The sequence below is a fragment of the Pseudomonas sp. B14-6 genome, assembly GCF_013260315.1.
Lineage (GTDB): Bacteria > Pseudomonadota > Gammaproteobacteria > Pseudomonadales > Pseudomonadaceae > Aquipseudomonas > Aquipseudomonas mandelii.
This window is the reverse complement of the sequence record NZ_CP053929.1, coordinates 1,539,629-1,557,364: the sequence shown is the minus strand read 5'-3', so window position 1 is coordinate 1,557,364 and position 17,736 is coordinate 1,539,629. Positions and strand designations below refer to the sequence as shown.

Here is a 17,736-nt window from a genome sequence, read left to right as displayed (position 1 = left end):
TCATATGAAACCATTGGCGTCGGCGATGCTCGAAACAAACGGGCACGTGCCGTCCTCGCACTGCGATCCCGCATTTCAGTCACTCACAGGGACAAAGAGCCAGTCGATGCAGTTTCTATCTGATAGCCACGGGTGTGCCGGCTGGAACGGTGAAATGGCCGGGCGCATCCGCGCGTTCGACTGGAGCCAGACCGAGCTTGGAAACATCGACACCTGGCCCGCCAGTCTGTGCAGCACGGTGCGGCTGATGCTCGCGTCGCCACTGCCGATGGTGATGCTCTGGGGGCGCGAGGGCTACATGATCTATAACGATGCCTACTCGACGTTTGCCGGTGGCCGCCATCCGTATCTGCTGGGCTCGCCGGTCGAGTTGGGTTGGCCGGAAGTGGCCGAGTTCAATCGACATGTGGTGGATACATGCCTGGCCGGCGGCACCTTGTCCTATCGTAATAAACTGCTGGAATTGCTACGCGACGGGGTCCCCGAAGACGTCTGGCTGGACCTCTATTACAGCCCTGTCGCCGATGATGAAGGGCGCCCCGCCGGGGTCATGGCGATGGTCGTTGAAACCACTGAATATGTGATCTCCGAACGCCGGCGCCAGGAAGCCGAAGACGCCTATCGCGCCGACAACGAACGGGTGCGCCTGGCGCTCAATGCCGGGGCATTGCTCGGCTCGTTCGTCTGGGACATCAAGGGCAACGTGCTGTCCGGTGACGAGCGCTTCGCCCGGACGTTCTCCTACCCGACCGAGCAGAACCTGGCCGACCTGCCCGCCGACATTGCTGAAGCCAAGATTCATCCCGACGACCGCAGCTGGGTCCAGGAACGGGTCAGTCAGTCAGTGGCGACCGGCGAGCCCTTCAACGCCGAGTACCGGGTCTTGCGCCCCGACGGCAGTTATTTGTGGGTGCAGGCGAGCGGCTGCTGCGAGTTCAACGAGCAGGGCGAGCCGTTCCGCTTCCCCGGCGTGTTGATTGACATTCATGAACGCAAGATTGCTGAAGATTCTCTGCTCAAATTCACCCGCAACCTGGAGCAGCGCGTGGCCGACGAAGTCGATGCGCGGCTGGCGGCTGAAGAGCAACTGCGCCAGTCGCAGAAGCTCGAAGCCATCGGCGGCCTCACCGGCGGCGTGGCCCACGACTTCAATAACCTGCTGCAGGTGATCGCCGGCAACCTGCACCTGCTGGCGCGGCATGAGCCGGACAACGCCAACGTGCAGCGCCGGGTCAGTGCGTCGATTGCGGCCGTCGAGCGCGGCGCCAAACTGTCTTCGCAATTGCTCGCGTTTGCCCGCCGGCAACCGTTGTCGCCGGCGGTGTGCGACCCACAACTGATATTCGAAGGGCTGGGTGAGCTGTTGCAACGGGCGCTGGGGGAAACCATCCAGATCGATGTGCAGGTGCCGCAAGAACCTTGGTACATCAACGTCGATCGCAACCAGTTGGAAAACGCCATTCTCAACCTGGCGATCAATGCCCGTGACGCCATGCAGGGCGAAGGGACCATTGAGCTGAGCGCCGGGAATGTCGCGCTCGATCGTAAATTCTGTGCCGGTAAGGGCATCGCGGCGGGCGATTATGTGCGTGTCGCGGTGGCCGACAGCGGCGCCGGTATGTCGCCCGAAATACTCGGGCAGGCGTTCGAGCCGTTTTTCACCACCAAGGCCGACGGTCAGGGCACGGGGTTGGGACTGAGCATGGTGTTCGGTTTCGTCAAACAGAGCGGCGGGCACATCGAGATCTCCAGCATTGTCGGGCAGGGCACTCGGGTGCAGCTTTACTTCCCGCGCAGCTTGCGTGCGTTGCCCAGTGAAACAACATTACGTAATTCACCCCGGCAGGGCGGGCACGAAACCATCCTGGTGGTGGAGGACAACGAAGCGGTGCGCAGCTCGGCGGTCGAATTGCTGAGCGAAGAGGGCTATCAGGTCCTGACCGCGGCCAACGGCGACCAGGCGATGCAGATGTTGCTGGAGGGCGTGCGGGTGAACCTGATTTTCACCGATGTTGTCATGCCCGGCCTGATCAAAAGCTCGGACCTGGCAGCCTGGGCCAAGGTGCAGAATCCCCCGGTGGCGGTGCTGTTTACCTCCGGCCACACCCGGGACATCATCTCGCGCAATCACCAGCTCAGCCCGGATACCCATCTGCTGAGCAAACCTTATGGGCCCGAAGCCCTGACACACATGATCCACACCGTCCTCAGTGGCTGACCACGCACACATTATGGGGGGTTGAATGATCGTTCCCTCGCTCTGCGCGGGAATGATCAGGCGGGAGCACGCTCGCTCCCACAGGGTTTTGTGTTTTTTCTGCTATCCAATAAGGGCTCACGATGACTTCAACGCGTACCTCCAATCCTCCTTCCGGCATGGTCAGGGTACGCGGTGCCCGGGAACACAACCTCAAGAACATTGACGTCGACATTCCACGGGATGCCCTGGTGGTGTTCACCGGCGTCTCGGGGTCGGGCAAGTCGTCGCTGGCGTTTTCCACGCTGTACGCTGAAGCGCAGCGCCGCTATTTCGAATCCGTGGCGCCCTACGCGCGGCGGCTGATCGATCAGGTCGGTGTGCCGGACGTGGATTCCATCGAAGGCCTGCCCCCGGCCGTGGCCCTGCAACAGCAGCGCGGCACGCCGAGTACGCGGTCTTCGGTGGGCAGCGTGACGACGCTGTCGAGCCTGATCCGCATGCTGTACTCCCGGGCCGGGAGTTATCCGCCGGGGCAGCCGATGCTGTATGCCGAGGACTTCTCGCCCAACACGCCTCAAGGCGCCTGCGCCGAATGTCATGGCCTGGGCCGGGTGTATGAAGTCACCGAAGCCTTGATGGTCCCGGACCCGAGCCTGACCATCCGCCAACGGGCGGTGGCGTCCTGGCCCACGGCGTGGCAAGGGCAGAACCTGCGCGACATCCTGGTGACGATGGGCTACGACGTCGACAAACCCTGGCGCGATCTGCCGAAAAAGCAGCGTGACTGGATCCTCTTCACCGAGGAAACACCGACTGTTCCGGTGTATGCCGGGCTCACCCCGGAAGAAACCAAAGTGGCGCTCAAACGCAAAATGGAGCCCAGCTACCAGGGCACCTTCACCGGCGCCCGACGCTACATCCTGCACACGTTCAGCCACTCGCAAAGTGCGTTGATGAAGAAGCGCGTCGCGCAATTCATGCTCGGCAGTCCTTGCCCGTTGTGCGACGGTAAACGGCTCAAGCGCGAGGCGTTGTCGGTGACCTTTGCCGGCTATGACATCGGCGAGCTGTCGCAGATGCCGTTGCTGCAAGTGGCCGAGGTGCTGAAACCGGTGGCGGCCCACAGCTACCTTGAACAGGCCGATGAGGCGGGCGAGGTGTTGACTCACCGTCAGACCCGCGAGGCCCGTGAACAGCGCGTGGCCCACGGCGCCAGCGGCCACGCCAACGCGCCGGATGTGCGGCATACGCCTAACTTGTCGGTGGAGAAACGCCTGGCCGCGAAACGGATCGCCCAGGATTTACTGGAACGGGTCAGCACGTTGACCGATCTGGGACTTGGTTATCTGGCGCTGGAACGCAGCACGCCGACACTGTCGTCCGGCGAGTTGCAACGGCTGCGCCTGGCCACGCAATTGGGTTCGCAGTTGTTCGGCGTGATCTACGTGCTGGATGAACCGTCGGCCGGTCTGCATCCGGCCGATGGGGAAGCGCTGTTCGAAGCGCTGCAACGCTTGAAGGCGGCTGGTAATACGTTGTTTGTGGTTGAACACGACCTGGAAACCATGCGCCGTGCGGACTGGCTGATCGATGTCGGCCCGGCGGCGGGTGAGCATGGCGGTCGGATCCTCTACAGCGGACCGCCACAGGGGCTGACCGAAATCAAAGATTCCCAGACCCGCGCCTACCTGTTCGCCGAGCAAGTCACCGAAGCCAGAACCAGCCGCAAGCCGACCGATTGGCTGCGCCTGGAAGGCATCACGCGCAATAACCTGAACGACCTCGGCGTCGAGTTTCCCTTGGGGTGTTTTACCTCGGTGACCGGCGTTTCCGGTTCCGGCAAATCAAGCCTGGTCAGTCAGGCCTTGCTCGAGTTGGTGGGTGCGCATCTGGGGCGCGCGACCAGCGCCAGCGAACCTGAAGAGTTGAGCCTTGAGGACGATGCGCCACAAGTCAGCGGCGGTCAGGTCACGGCGGGGCTGGAATCGATCAAGCGCCTGGTGCAGGTCGATCAGAAACCCATCGGCCGCACGCCGCGCTCGAACCTGGCGACCTACACCGGGCTGTTCGACAACGTGCGCAAACTGTACGCCGCCACCCCCCAGGCGCAGGCCGAGGGCTACGACGCCGGGCAGTTCTCGTTCAACGTAGCCAAAGGCCGTTGCCCGACGTGCGAAGGCGAGGGGTTTGTCAGCGTTGAGTTGCTGTTCATGCCCAGCGTCTATGCACCGTGTCCGACGTGCCATGGCGCTCGCTACAACCCCGAGACGCTCGCGATCGTCTGGCAAGGTCTGAACATTGCCCAGGTCTTGCAATTGACCGTGGACGAAGCGGTCGAGGTGTTCGCCGAGCAACCGGGCATTCGCCGTTCGCTGGAAGTGCTACGCGACATCGGCCTGGGCTATCTGCGCCTCGGCCAGCCAGCCACGGAACTCTCGGGTGGCGAAGCCCAGCGCATCAAACTGGCCACCGAGCTGCAACGCAACCAGCGCGGGGCGACGTTGTATGTGCTCGACGAACCCACCACCGGCTTGCATCCAAGGGACGTTGACCGGTTGCTCGAACAGTTGAATACGCTGGTCGCGGCGGGGCACACGGTGATTGTGGTGGAGCATGAAATGCGCGTGGTGGCGCAGAGTGACTGGGTGATTGATATCGGGCCGGGGGCGGGGGATCAGGGCGGCAAGATTGTCGTTGCCGGCACGCCGCAGAAAGTCGCCAAGAGCAAGAAGAGTAGGACTGCGCCGTTCCTGGCCCGGGTCCTATGATCGTTCCCACGCGTGGGAACGATCAAAATACGGTTATCGTTCTTCGCGGGTAAGCCTCGCTCCTACAGGATCGATGTCAGGCGCAGTCGAGCGAGCGTCGGACTTTGTCCAACAGCTCATTGATCTGAAACGGCTTGATCAGCATCTCCATGCCATCGCCGAGGAATACCTGGCGATTGATCGCGTTCTCCGCGTAGCCGGTCATGAACAGGATCGGCAAGCTTTCACGCCAGCCTCGGGCGACATCGGCCAGCTCCCGGCCGTTCATGCGCGGCAGTCCCACGTCTGTGAGCATCAGGTCAATCGAGGGGTCGTTCTGCAGGCGTTCAAGGGCGCCTTCGATATCGCCCACCTGCGTGCAGCGGTACCCGGCATCCACCAACACCTCGGCAACGAACATGCGCACCGACGGCATGTCTTCGACAATCAGGACATGCTCGCCCGCGCCCTGTTGATCGACGGTCGCCGGTTCCGCTTCCGTGGTGGTCGGGTCGGCGCTGGCGGGCAACATGATCGTGACTTCGGTGCCGCGACGGGCCACGCTGCGGATGTGCGCATCGCCCCCCGATTGCCGGGCGAACCCGTAAATGCTCGACAACCCCAACCCGGTGCCCTGGCCCAGTGGCTTGGTGGTAAAAAACGGGTCGAACACCTTGTCGATCACACTGTGTTCGATGCCCGTCCCGTCATCGCGCACTGACAGGGCGACATATGCCCCGTCCGCCAGTTTCAGGTCGCCGTGGGAATACGCCGCATAGGTGCTGACCCAGATATTTCCGCCTTGGGGAAGGGCGTCGCGGGCGTTGATCACCAGGTTGAGCACGGCGCTTTCCAGCTGGATCGGGTCGACCAGGGCAATCGCGGCCTTGGAGGTCAATTCGAGTCTCAGCGCAATGTGTTCGCCGATGGTGCGCACCAGCAGATCCTCAAGGGAACGGATGTGTTCGTTGATGTCCACCGGACGCGTATTGAGCGGTTGCTGGCGCGCGAACGCCAACAAGCGATGGGTCAGCGAGGCGGCGCTCATGGCCGAGTTCAGCGCCGCTTCGGCATAGAACTGGACCTTGTCGGTACGCGAATCGGCCACCCGTTTCTGGATCAGTTCCAGACTGGTGATGATGCCGGTCAGCAGGTTGTTGAAGTCATGGGCGATGCCGCCCGTCAGCTTGCCCAGTGCGTCCATTTTCTGCACTTGCAGCAACTGGCTCTCGGTGCGCACGCGTGCGGCGATCTCGTGTTCCAGTTGCGAGGTGGCATCGTCGAGACGGGCCAGGTGCGAGCGCTCGCGATGGCGATGCTCGGTGACGTCTTCGACGAATACCAGGCTCAGTTCAGGGGTGCGATACGGCGAAATCTGCCACTCGGTTTCCCGCAGCTCCCCGTCGATGCGCATATTCAGCGTGCCTTTCCAGCGTTCACCCGCCGTCAGGCGCACCCGCAATTCATCGAGAATCGACTCCTGTTGCTCGGCGAAGCATTCACGCAAGCTCTGTGGATCGCGATTGTCCTGAATCAGTCGGGCGAAGGCGTGATTGCATTCGTGGACTTTGAATTGCGCGTCGAGCACCGCGATGGGGGCCGAGACGTTGACGAAAATCTCCCGAAAACGCGCCTCGCTTTCTCGCAGGGCGTTTTCCGTTTCACGCACCCGCAGCAGGGTGCGCAGGGTGGCCAGCAATACGTCCGGGTCCACGGGATGGATCAGGTAGGCATCGGCCCCGGCGTCCAGGCCAGTGATGATGTCGCCGGTCTGGATCGACGCCGCCGACACGTGAATCACCGGCAACAGCGCCGTGGCCGGCTCCGAACGCAGCTTGCGCACGATATCGAAGCCACTCATGTCCGGCAGGTTGACATCCAGGATCAGCGCGTCGATCAATTCGCTGTCGATCAGCGCCAGGCCGTCGCCGCCGGTCCCGGCTTCGAGCACGAGGTAACCGTGGCGTTCCAGGCGTCGACGCAGGGCATAGCGGGTCGCGACGTTGTCATCGACGATCAACAGGCGGATGTCACGTTTCATCGGCGGGCTCCATGGCGATGGCCAGCGGGATGATCACGAAAAAGGACGAGCCGACCCCGGGCGTGCTTTCTACCCCGACGTCGCCTCCCAGCAGCGCGGCGAAGCGTTTGCACAAAGACAAGCCCAGACCAGTACCGCGCAAGCGTTTCTGCAAGGGCGAATCGACTTGGGAAAAGTCCTCGAACAATGCGCCATGTAGCTCGGTAGCGATACCTATTCCTGTATCCGTGACGGCAAAGCGCACTTGGCTGGAGCCTTCGAGCGAGGCCGAGACCCGTACTTCACCGCGTGTGGTGAACTTCAGCGAGTTGGAAATAAAGTTGCGCAGGATCTGCGCGAGCTTCTTGTCATCGGTGTACAGGCGCGGCAGGCCAACCGGTTCTTCAAAGATCAGGTCCACGGCGGATGCATTGACGATCGGGCGAAACATGCCGCGCAGGGCGGCAAACAGGTCGAACATGTCGAACCAGGCGGGCGAGATGGTGATGCGCCCGGCCTCGATTTTCGCCAGGTCGAGCAAGTCGTCGACCATGTCGCTCAGTTCCCGCGCGGCCGTGCTGACGAATGCGACCTGCTTGTGCTGCTCGGTGCTGAGCGGGCCGTCGAGTTCATCGGTCAGCAGGCTGGCGATGCTCAGGATCGAGCCCAGGGGCGTGCGAAACTCGTGACTCATGTAGGACAGGAAGCGGCTCTTGAGGTCCGACGCCTGACGCAATTCTTCGGCCTGGTTGTCGAGTTCGGCGTAGAGCGCGAGCACGCCCTGATTGGTTTCGTCGAGCTCTTCGCGCAGCGCCGTGGCTTCACTTTGCAAGCGCTCGATCAATGCCGATTGTTCTTCGATCGGCAGCAGGGGCGATTCAGCCATGGGCAGCCTCCAGTGCAACGACCAGTACCGTTACATCGTCCCGGTCGCGACAGAAGTCGCGATGCAGGACCGCGGCGATCACGGCGGGATGGCGGTACACCAGTCCGAGGTAATCGTGGAGGTTCCAACGGGATTGCAGGCCGTCGCTGTACATGATCAATAGATGTCCGTTCACATGAGCGTAGTCAAAGGGTTGGGCTTTGCGGTATTGCCCGCCGACGATTCCCGGATGGGACGCCAGGCCACGGGACTTGTCCGCACTGATCAGGCTGCCGCCGATATTGCCGATACCGGTGAATCTCAGCGTACCGAGGTCACCGTCGAACTGCGCAATCGCCAGCGCACCGCCGCGGGTGCCTGTCATGGCCTGGTGAATGTCTTCGAGCAGGTACACCGGCGAGGCAAAAGGGGCCAGGGCGAAAGCTTTTTCACCGGCGCGGGCGGCGCGTTCGGCTTCTTCGCCATGACCCAGGCCGTCGATCACCAACGCGCTGAGGTTCGCCCCGTCGAACGCCAGGTGCCAGACATCGCCGCACGCCGGGTCGTTGTGCAGCGAGTGTTGGCTGATGCCGATGCGCAAGTCGGCGGCCTTGCTGGCGCGTGGGTATAACCGGGCCAATAACACGGTGCCGCGCAAGTCGGTATGAACATCGAAGACTTCCGCCTGGCGCGATACTGCCCCCAGGCCAATGCCCTGCGTACCGCCCGTGGAAAACCCGTCCGTCATGCACGCCTGCAGGTCAAAGCCTTGGGCACGGTCCACTGCGAGTATCTCGATGCCGTTGGCGCTGCTGCCCGGCAGGATGCGCAGGTGCAATTCGCCACGGCCCGCATGCTTGAGCACGTTGCTGGCCAATTCAGTGGCCACCAGCGCCACGCGTCCGGCATCCGTCGCGTCGAAACCGTTGTCTTCGGCGAGCTTCTGCGCCGTGCGCCGGGCATGGCCGATCTGGCTGCTGTCCTCGATCAACAGCACTTGGGTCAGCGACCCCCCGATGTTCATGTCCATCGGGTGATCGTGATGCGAGTGCCCTGTCCGGGTACGGTGTCCAGTTCGAACTCATCCACCAGCCGTTTCGCGCCTGTCAGGCCAAGGCCCAGGCCGCTGCCGGAAGTCCAGCCGTCGGTCATTGCCAGTTTGATGTCCGGGATTCCCGGGCCTTCATCTCGAAACGTCAGGCGCAGGCCGACCCGCGAGTTTTCGTCGAGGATCTGCCAGTCCATGTCGCCTCCGCCGCCATAGACCATGGTGTTGCGCGCCAGCTCGCTGACGGCGGTCACCAGTTTGGTCAGGTCGATCAGGCGCATGCCGCACTCGGTGGCCAGCTTGCGCGCCGTCTGCCGGGCCAGGACTACGTCCTGCTCGATTTGAATGGGCTGAGTGCCGCTGCTGCGCAGGGTCATTGCTCGCGTACTCGTTCCTGGAGCAGTTTCATCCCGCGCTCGACGTTCAGCGCGGTGCTGACGCCGGGCAAGGTCAGCCCGAGCTCTACCAGCGTGATCGCGACCGCAGGCTGCATGCCGACCAGCACGGTCTGGGCATCCATGATTTTCGACAGGCCGGAGATGGTGCCGATCATTCGACCGATAAACGAGTCGACCATGTCCAGCGCCGAGATGTCGATCAACACGCCGCGAGCGGAAGTCTTGCTGATGCGTTCAGAGAGATCGTCCTGGAGCGTGAGGGCAAGCTGGTCATGCATGTCGACCTGAATAGTCACCAGCAGGAAGTCGCCCATCTGCAAAATCGGAATGCGCTCCATCGTCTTAAACCGTCTTGCTGACGGTGATTCCCAGACGGGTCAGGGCCAGTTTCAGGGCATCGGCCAGGTTGGCCTTGGTGACCACGCCTTGCAGGTCCAGCCCCAGGTGAACGATGGTCTGTGCGATCTGCGGACGCACGCCGCTGATGATGCAATCGGCGCCCATCAGGCGAATTGCGGTCACGGTTTTGAGCAGGTGCTGAGCCACCAGGGTGTCAACGGTCGGCACACCGGTGATGTCGATGATGGCGATTTCCGAGCCGGTATCGACGATGCGTTGCAGCAGCGATTCCATCACCACCTGGGTGCGTTGCGAGTCCAGGGTGCCGATCATCGGCAGGGCGAGGACGCCATCCCAGAGCTTGACCACCGGGGTGGAGAGTTCCAGCAGTTCTTCCTGCTGACGCTTGATCACTGCTTCGCGGGATTTCTGGAAGGTACGGATGGTGTGCATGCCCAGCGCATCGAGCAGCTCGGACACTTGCCAGAGCTGTTCGGCCAGTACCCCCGGATTTTCTTTGTAGTGAGACTGCAGCAGGGAAAACAGCGGACCTTTCAGTGAAAAAATGAAACTGGCGGTCTGGTGCGAATCCTGGCCGAGCAGGGCGCGGCTGTGGGAGAGTTTTTCGAGGAACTGACGAGCCTCATCCCAACCCGGCGCGGCGATGTTGGGACCGTTGCCGTTTTCCAGGCCCGCGGTCACCAGTTGCAGAAAATCCGAGGTTTGCTGCTTGAGATCGTGGTCTTTGACATTACGATTGGCACCACCGGCTTCCAGGCTCTTGATCCATTCCCCAAGCAAATACGTGTGGTTGTTTTTCATCGCGTCGAGTGTGTTGATCTGCATTGCTGCCATGTCCTTGTGCTCCTGAAAGATGGCGGGCCGATTCCCCAAAAACGATCGACCCGAATCAGTGACATTTGCCGTCTGAAATAGTTGTTCGTCCCGACAAGAATTTTTCGTCCTGGCCGGCATTTGCCCGGTAACTCTAGTCGGCACTGCCGCAGACGGCGATTTTTTGACCTTGAGCCTGACGTTGCCTGTCCATTGGATTGAACCCCTGTCCCGGGGTGGCTTCGAACCTTTAAGCCCCCGGCTGTTTGAATCGTGGGCTGGCCGTTACGAGCGAGGTGTGTATGAAAGACGAATCGACACAACAACAGGATCAATCGGGGATGCCGGTCGACCGCAATGACCCGGCGATTGACCCGCAGACGCCGGGTGAGGGTGCGCCAGGCGGTCAGCGTCAGAGCCAATCCTCCGACTCAGAAAGCGCTGACGCAGCGGTGGATCAGAAGAACCGCCATACCGACAATGACAACGAGTTCAGCCCCGGCTTCAAACCGAATCCCGACCGGCCGAAACCCGGCGATGACACGGATGCCGACATCGATACCGATGGCGGCTAGTGCCGGCAGTATGCAGAAAGGCCGCATCCATCGATGCGGCCTTCTTTTTACCGGTTATTTGCTGGGGTGGGCGGCCTGGAGCTCTTTCGCCATCTCCAGGTGTTTTTCCAGTGCCGGCAGCATTTTTTGCGCGAAGCCTTTCAAATCGGTGGCGCCTTTGACCTTGTCGTCCGTCACCGTGTTGGCCTGTTTTTCGAACAGCTTGATCGTGTCTTCGTGGGCCTTCACTTGGTTATTGGCATAGGCCGCGTCGAAGGACTCGTCCCGCATGTCGAGGATTTTTTCCTTGGCCTGTTTGACCAGCGTCGTCTCGTCCGGGACCTCGATGTCATTCTTTTTCGCCAGGGCCGCCAGTTCATCGTTGGCCTTGGAATGATCGGTGATCATCATGTTGGCGAATTTCTTGATGTCGGCCGATGAGCTTTTTTCCAGCGCCAGTCGGCTGGTCTCGATTTCCGCAATGCCACCTACGGCTGCGTTGTCGACAAAGTCATTGGAAGTGGCAGCAAAAGCTGTGCCCATGCTGGTGCTCAAGGCGACGGCCAGGGCGAGATGGCGCAGGGTGAATCCGTCCATTGGTCATTCTCCACACAGGGTTCGGGTTAGCGATCGAGGTGATCGTTATTCAATGGAGGCAGGCGCTGCGTTAAAGGTTTTATCGGGTTTGTGCCAGGACGACGAACGGACACCGCTGGTCTGATAGGCGGTCGACAGAACCGGCCAACCGAGGCCATTCTGATAGTTGGCGAACGCAATCGATCGCGTTTGCTGCCGATCAACAAACGGAGGTGTTCCATGCCGGTGCCACACGACCTTTATCAGGACCTGAAACTTTCAAAGGAAGATATCCAGCAAAAACGCTCCAAGGATCCGTTACTGGATTCACTGATCAACAAGTATTCGCAAGCGGACGCCGAGGTAGTAAAGGCTGAAACCGCAAAATCGGATGCGCCCAGCGATGACGCACTGAAGAAGCTCAAGGAGACGCGCGTGCAGGTTAAGCAAAAGATCGTTGACCGGCTCCAATCGCCGTCCTGACACGCCTTGTCCACCCACCGACAACCGGTGAATGAAAAATTGGAACGGTGATCAAGACCGGCACCTCGAAAGATCAGAGTCCGACCTTTTCGACTCCTTGCGAGGTGCCTTATGAACGAGCCCAGATTTCCAAGTGAAGAGCAGGGCGGGTACGACCCGATCCCGACTCATCCCGAACCACTAAGCCCCGGCCGCACGACGGTCAATCCCGAAGACGAGCCGGGCATCGACGAATTGCCGAACAACGAAGGCGTGCGCCCGCTGGATGAAGACGACTCCACCGCGATGGACCCTGAGCGGGTGCTTGAAGAGACGGACAATGCCGTGCGCGATAACGAGATAGATCCCCGCTAGCCAAAACCACCACATACCCCCTGTAGGAGCGAGCCTGCCAGTCAATATCACTATTGAATGGCAGACTGCCCGCGCGAGCAGGCCCGCTCCCACATTTTTGGTGTGCGTTATTTCTGTAGCGCGGTGTTCAGGGGCAGGCGCGCCATGTTTTTTGCCTTCAACGAACCCAGGTACAACCAGTCCCCATACTCGCGCACTGTCGTGATCGGCGAGTAATTACCGGTGCTCGCATCCTGCAGGTTGGCAATCACCTTGCCGTCCAGGTCCAGACCCAGCGCAAAGGCGCGCTTTTCCACGGGTTTGGGCAGTACCGTCAATGCCCGAACAATCATTTTGCGCACGAACGGGTGCTGCGCCGTGGCGTCGAGCAGCGCATTACGGGGTGCGTAGAGCGCCACCCAGAAACGGTCGCGGCCATTGAACGCGAGGTTGTCCGGCAACCCCGGCAGATTGTCGATAAATACATCATGGGTTCCGGCATTCGGCCCGCTCAACCAGAAGCGGATGATGCGGTAAGCGCCGGTTTCGTTGACCAGCACAAAGCTGTCGTCCGGGCCCAGCGTCACGCCGTTGGCAAATTCCAGCGTGTCCAGCAACACCGTGGTCTTGCCGGTCTGGAAGTCGTAACGCAACAAACGGCCGTCGCCCCCGTGCTCGATGATTGCCTCGCCATCCTTGCCGTAGCCCCAGCGGCTGGAAGCGTCGCTGAAATAGGCGTAGTGCCCGGATTTATCGATGGCCACGTCATCGGTAAACCCGAAAGGCACGCCGCCGGCCGAGGTGGTCAGCGGGATCAACCGGCCCTGGGCATCCAGGGACAGCAAACCCTTCACGCCGTCAGCGATGACCAGCAACCCGTTAGGGTGCCGCGCCAGGCCCAGAGGCCGGCCGCCGGTATCGGCCAGCACTTTGGTGTCCTTGCCGTCGAGGCTGGTGCGGATCAGCCGGCCGTCGTGCAGCCCGGTGATGAGCACGTTATCTTCGAGCAGGAGCGCCTCGGGCCCTTCGATGTCCGCCGGGCCGACACGCTCCACCCCTTTGAGCCGCTGATTGTCGGCATACACCCCGCTGGTCAGGGAAGGCGCCGGCGGCGGTGTCCAGGCCACCGGCCGAACCTTGGTCGGGAACAACAATAGAAAAGCCCCCAGGACAATGATCAGCAGCGACAACAGATGGCGAAACCTGAAGGCGCTTCTCACACGCTGACTCCTGCCGGATTCAGGTTTTTCTGCGCCATGTCACGCAACGCCAGCATCGATGCTGCGGACTCACGCTCGATACGTCGCTTGAGCAGCAATCGATTGGTGATGCGCATCGCCAGGCCCGAGAATTGATACTCCAGGGTCCGTACAAAACGTGTGCCTTCGCCCTGCGCCTCGCATTCGTAGGTCACGACCAGCGACAACCCGTGATCACCGCGCGCCCAGGCACTCCAGCGGCGTCCTGGCAGGTATTCGTTGACTTCCCAACTCAAGTGCCCCGCGCGCCCGCCGGCACTGATGTCCTCCTCGAACCGCAGGCCGGCATGCAGCGGCCCACCCTGGCCCTCGACCTTCAGGGACGACGGATGCCACTCCGGCCAACGGGTGACGGTGCTGGCATAGGCGAGCACGTCAATCGGAGTTCCAGCGATAGCGATCTGGTGCTGCATGCGGGTCATGGTCGTACTCGTCAGGGGGGCAGGCACCGGCTCCCAGTACAGGGTGCCGAACAGGTAGTCCATCAGCGGGAAAACGATATTGAAATTGCGTTCCTGCATCAGCTCGCGGCGGTGATGCAGTTCATGCAGGCGGCGCATCTGGCGGATCCACGGCAGACGCGTGACCGGGTTGTCTGGTGGTAAATGCTCGCAGGCATGGAACACCTCGTACATCAGGTACCCGAGGACCAGACAGCCACCAAACAATCCGGCGACGTTGGCATTGACCTGTTTGAACAGCCACCAGGCGGGCAGGGTGAAGACCACGGTGTGGATCACGATCAGCCAGGCTGGAAACAGAATCACCCGCCAGTCCCGGGCAGTATCGTAGGTCATGTGGCCGGGGGCGAAAAAACTGTGATGGTCGCCGGCATGGCGGGCGTAGAACATCCGCGCGAAGCTCTTTTTGTGATGCCCCAAGTGCCGATGCACCAGGTACACGCCGAAGTTGAAGAACAACAGCGTCAACGGCACTGTCAGCCATTCCAGCGGCCGGACCTGATGCACAGTGCTCCAGAACCCTCCGATGGCCAGCACGCCGAACAGCAGCACAAAGGCCCCGTGCAGCCAAGGGTTGTAGCGCGGATGGATGTCAGCGCGATAGCGGTCGCGGAATGCCTGGGTGGTTTGCCTCACTGCGTTCACCTCTGCTTATTGTTATCACCAGCAGATTAGCTGATCTGCCCGCGCAAGCTTGGGCAAACCTGGATGACACAAGCGCCATGATCCGGTTTATTCAGGTCAGCGGATTCCAGCGTTGGGACCAGTCGTCGTCGATCTTGATCACTTCACGCAGCAAATCGAAGGCCCGTTGCAGGGTCGCCGAGTCGCGATCCCGCGAGTAAACCAGGTAGGTCGGGTAACTGAATTCCGGGGCTTTGGGCACGGGCTCCAGCACGCCGCTTTCGAGGTAGCTCTGCACCACGCGTGTACGGAAGTAGCCGCTGCCGCCGTTTTCCAGAATGTATTGCAAGGCCAGGGGGCCGAGGTTAAAGCTCAGGGCGGCCTTGGCTTTTTCCGGCAGGGCGGCATCGTGCTGGCGGCGGAAGTCCGGACCCCAGTCGATATACACATAAGGATCGGGCTGCCCGGCGAGGCGTACCAGGATGAGTTTTTCTTCGAGGATCTGCTCGACTTGCAGGCGCGGCCAATATTCGGGCTGATAAACCAGCGCCGCGTCCAGCACCCCCAGTTCCAGTTGGCGCAGCAGGGTCTCGCCGTCGCGGATTTCCATGCGCAAGGCGTGACTGGGAATCTTCTCGCGCAGTTCGCCGGCCCAACTGAGCATCAGCGGATTGCACAGACTGACCTCGCCGCCAATGTGCAGCACATCGCGGTAACCGTCGGGCAACGGCAAGTCCCGCCGCGCGGCTTCCCAGGTCTCGACCAGTTGATTGGCGTACACCACAAAGGCCTCGCCATTGGGTGTCAGCCGCGCGCCGGCACGGTTGCGCACGAATAACGTGCTGCCCAGCTGGCTCTCGAGTTTTTGCACGCGCGCCGTGATTGCGGTCTGGGTGACGTGAAGTTTTTCCGCCGCGGCAGCCAGGCTGCCGTGGCGAACAATTTCCAGAAAGGTGCGAGCGAGATCAATGTCCATGGGGCGGCCGGTGCGGGAGGTGCCGGCATTGTAAACGTATCTGCGGGGGCCGGCTTATGTAGCAGCGGCCAACGGCTGCGTCCGGCTGCGCTGGCGTGCCCACTGCGCCACCAGCCGCACCGGTGTGCCGCACGCCTTGCGCTTGAACACAAAATGTCGGCACTTCTCGGCGAACTGTTTGCGGTCGTGCACCATGTCCAGTTCCATCGCCGCCAGCTCGGCGTTTCTGCAGTGCTGCATGAGTTGCGTATCGAGCCGGCTCTTGCGCTCGCGCACAGCGGCATACGTCGGATCGGTCAGCGCATTGCCTGCCCGTTGCAACAACCACCGGCCGAACGCGTCCGGGCAGCGTGGGCCGATTTCCTGAACCATGCCCAGTTGCATGGCATGCGTCGCGCTGACCGGCAGGCACTCCTCGCAAAGTTTTTCCGCCATCCGCGGACCGACGGCGCGGGGCAGGCTGTAGGTCCAGTATTCAGAGCCGTACAGCCCCATGGTTTTATAGTGCGGGTTGAGGACGATATCCGCGCGGGCGAAGACAATATCTGCGGCCAGCGCCAGCATCACGCCGCCGGCCCCGGCACTGCCCGTCAGGCCGCTGACCACCAGTTGCCGGGCGCTGAGCATTTCTTCGCAGACGTCGTCGATCGCCTGGATATTGGCCCAGGCCTCCAGCCCCGGCGCCTCGGCAGCCTGGATCACGTTGAGGTGCACGCCATTGGAGAAACTGCCGCGCCCACCCTTGATCAGCAGCACCTGGGTATCTCGGGTCTTGGCCCAGCGCAGAGCGGTGACCAGTCTCTGGCATTGCTCGGTGCTCATGGCGCCGTTATAAAACTCGAAAGTGAGCTCGCCGACAGTCCCCGATTCACGGTAGCGGATCGGTTGATAGGTTTCGGTGTCAGGGGACGAGGCGATCGATCCGTGGAGGATGGGCACGTTATTCAGTTGAGCAGCGAGTACATGCCGGGCTGGACGTTTGAAGGTTTCTTCGCCCGGCCGGGGTTTGCGTCGCATCGAACCGATCCACACACTGTGATCGCCGGTGGCGACCAGTACCGCGTCGTCGCGCACCGCCAGAATGTCTCCAGGTGTGCCGCTGCGTGAGTCCAGATGGGCGTCGTATACGTAATACTGACCACCTGCCAGGCTCGCCAATACGCCAGGTTGCCCGTCCGCTGCGTCAATGCAGCGTTTGATGAATCGCGAGCAGTCATGCCAACCGAAGGTCCGATCAGCCTGGTTCATGTTCGGCTGCAAGTGGCCCATCACCCGGGGATGATGTTCGACCGGTACTGGCTCATAACCGTCGATGAATTTGTCCACGACATCACGAATGCAGCGGATCGCGGCATCGCTGACCGGGCCGTTATACAGCTCGGATTTGCGCAGGCCTTGGGGGAGGTTGAATTCGCACGTAGACCAGACCGGCCCGGCATCCATGTCTTCCACGGCTTGAAGCGCGGTGACACCCCAGCGGGTCAGCTCACGGGTAATGGCCCAATCCAGTGCGCTGGCGCCCCGGTCACCGACAATGCCCGGATGGATAATCACCACCGGGCGATCACGGTTGCTCCACAGGAGTTGCGGCACCCGGTCCTTGAGGAATGGGCAAATCACCAGGTCGGCCCCCGACTGCTCAATCTGCTCGCAGACAGCTTTCTCGTCGGTGAACAGCACTACGCTGGGGCTGTGTCCCAACTCGCGCAATTCGAGCCAGGCCCTTTGGCTCAGACCATTGAATGCCGATGACAACAGGATAATGTTGAGTGAACGCATGTTTGACTCTTCCTTGAGAATGGCCGGCCATCAGCCTCGAATAAGCCTTCATTGGCTTTCGATGCAAGTTAGGGTGCGGGAATGACAGGCGCTGGACCTTGATGTGGGTCAAACCATTCCGACTTGCCTGTCAGTTGAAAGAATAGGGCCGACGTCCTTGTGCTGGCACCTGTAAGAACTAACAGTTTTTTAGACGAGTTTGCGATGTCGGCGGTCGCTAAAGAAGGGGGGGGCGAGTGC

The 17,736-nt window shown here is 61.3% G+C and carries 16 protein-coding genes; 5 read left to right on the top strand and 11 right to left on the bottom strand.

Annotated features, from left to right (window positions below; all coding sequences use genetic code 11):
- The first annotated feature begins 106 nt into the window (after window positions 1-106).
- Window positions 107-2,218: a PAS domain-containing sensor histidine kinase gene (locus HP062_RS06995; RefSeq protein ID WP_042932009.1), complete on the top strand. Its 2,112-nt coding sequence runs from the start codon at window positions 107-109 to the stop codon at window positions 2,216-2,218.
- Window positions 2,219-2,340: 122 nt separating this feature from the next.
- Entirely contained in the window at window positions 2,341-4,968 is a 2,628-nt protein-coding gene (gene uvrA, locus HP062_RS06990; protein ID WP_172791135.1) for an excinuclease ABC subunit UvrA, read from the top strand.
- Between the two features lie 76 nt (window positions 4,969-5,044).
- Here the strand turns inward: uvrA and HP062_RS06985 are convergent, their stop codons facing one another.
- Genes HP062_RS06985 through HP062_RS06960 form a run of 6 tightly spaced genes read right to left on the bottom strand, consistent with a single transcriptional unit; the run spans window position 5,045 to window position 10,472 of the window.
- The gene (locus HP062_RS06985; RefSeq protein WP_172791134.1) at window positions 5,045-6,988 is read right to left on the bottom strand and encodes a response regulator; all 1,944 of its coding nucleotides are present in this window, start codon (window positions 6,986-6,988) and stop codon (window positions 5,045-5,047) included.
- A complete protein-coding gene (locus HP062_RS06980; RefSeq protein WP_172791133.1) occupies window positions 6,978-7,853 on the bottom strand; it encodes a sensor histidine kinase KdpD in 876 nt (291 codons plus the stop codon). Before HP062_RS06980 ends, HP062_RS06985 begins: the two co-directional genes overlap by 11 nt.
- On the bottom strand, window positions 7,846-8,856 hold the full coding sequence (locus HP062_RS06975; protein WP_172792551.1) for an ATP-binding protein: 1,011 nt from the start codon (window positions 8,854-8,856) through the stop codon (window positions 7,846-7,848). The genes HP062_RS06980 and HP062_RS06975 overlap by 8 nt, the downstream gene beginning before the upstream one ends.
- Window positions 8,853-9,257, bottom strand: a complete 405-nt coding sequence (locus HP062_RS06970) for an anti-sigma regulatory factor (protein ID WP_010460966.1) — start codon at window positions 9,255-9,257, stop codon at window positions 8,853-8,855. Before HP062_RS06970 ends, HP062_RS06975 begins: the two co-directional genes overlap by 4 nt.
- Window positions 9,254-9,616, bottom strand: coding sequence for an STAS domain-containing protein (locus HP062_RS06965; protein ID WP_077749680.1), 363 nt, complete (start codon window positions 9,614-9,616; stop codon window positions 9,254-9,256). The genes HP062_RS06970 and HP062_RS06965 overlap by 4 nt, the downstream gene beginning before the upstream one ends.
- 4 nt (window positions 9,617-9,620) lie before the next feature.
- Window positions 9,621-10,472: an STAS domain-containing protein gene (locus HP062_RS06960; protein WP_010460961.1), complete on the bottom strand. Its 852-nt coding sequence runs from the start codon at window positions 10,470-10,472 to the stop codon at window positions 9,621-9,623.
- A gap of 281 nt (window positions 10,473-10,753) precedes the next feature.
- On the opposite strand from HP062_RS06960, the gene HP062_RS06955 reads away from it, so the two are divergent.
- Window positions 10,754-11,026, top strand: coding sequence for a hypothetical protein (locus HP062_RS06955; protein ID WP_077749679.1), 273 nt, complete (start codon window positions 10,754-10,756; stop codon window positions 11,024-11,026).
- Between the two features lie 54 nt (window positions 11,027-11,080).
- On the opposite strand, the gene HP062_RS06950 is transcribed toward HP062_RS06955, so the two are convergent.
- Window positions 11,081-11,602 carry a DUF4142 domain-containing protein gene (locus HP062_RS06950; protein ID WP_172791132.1) on the bottom strand — a complete coding sequence of 174 codons (522 nt, stop codon included), beginning with the start codon at window positions 11,600-11,602 and terminating at the stop codon, window positions 11,081-11,083.
- A 219-nt stretch (window positions 11,603-11,821) separates the two neighbouring features.
- Here HP062_RS06950 and HP062_RS06945 point away from each other — a divergent pair, with 219 nt between their 5' ends.
- Window positions 11,822-12,064 (top strand): hypothetical protein, encoded by a 243-nt coding sequence (locus tag HP062_RS06945; RefSeq protein ID WP_010460955.1) that lies wholly within the window; start codon window positions 11,822-11,824, stop codon window positions 12,062-12,064.
- A 111-nt stretch (window positions 12,065-12,175) separates the two neighbouring features.
- Complete coding sequence (locus HP062_RS06940; RefSeq protein WP_010460953.1) at window positions 12,176-12,418, top strand: hypothetical protein; 243 nt, start codon at window positions 12,176-12,178, stop codon at window positions 12,416-12,418.
- Window positions 12,419-12,525: 107 nt separating this feature from the next.
- On the opposite strand, the gene HP062_RS06935 is transcribed toward HP062_RS06940, so the two are convergent.
- The 4 genes from HP062_RS06935 to HP062_RS06920 all read right to left on the bottom strand — a co-directional run bounded on the left by HP062_RS06935 (window position 12,526) and on the right by HP062_RS06920 (window position 17,496).
- Window positions 12,526-13,617 (bottom strand): SMP-30/gluconolactonase/LRE family protein, encoded by a 1,092-nt coding sequence (locus HP062_RS06935; protein ID WP_010460951.1) that lies wholly within the window; start codon window positions 13,615-13,617, stop codon window positions 12,526-12,528.
- Window positions 13,614-14,753, bottom strand: a complete 1,140-nt coding sequence (locus tag HP062_RS06930) for an SRPBCC family protein (protein WP_169857638.1) — start codon at window positions 14,751-14,753, stop codon at window positions 13,614-13,616. The genes HP062_RS06935 and HP062_RS06930 overlap by 4 nt, the downstream gene beginning before the upstream one ends.
- Before the next feature lie 100 nt (window positions 14,754-14,853).
- Entirely contained in the window at window positions 14,854-15,717 is an 864-nt protein-coding gene (locus tag HP062_RS06925) for a LysR family transcriptional regulator (protein WP_010460947.1), read from the bottom strand.
- A gap of 54 nt (window positions 15,718-15,771) precedes the next feature.
- The gene (locus tag HP062_RS06920) at window positions 15,772-17,496 is read right to left on the bottom strand and encodes a hydrogenase maturation protein (protein ID WP_172791131.1); all 1,725 of its coding nucleotides are present in this window, start codon (window positions 17,494-17,496) and stop codon (window positions 15,772-15,774) included.
- Window positions 17,497-17,736 lie beyond the last annotated feature (240 nt).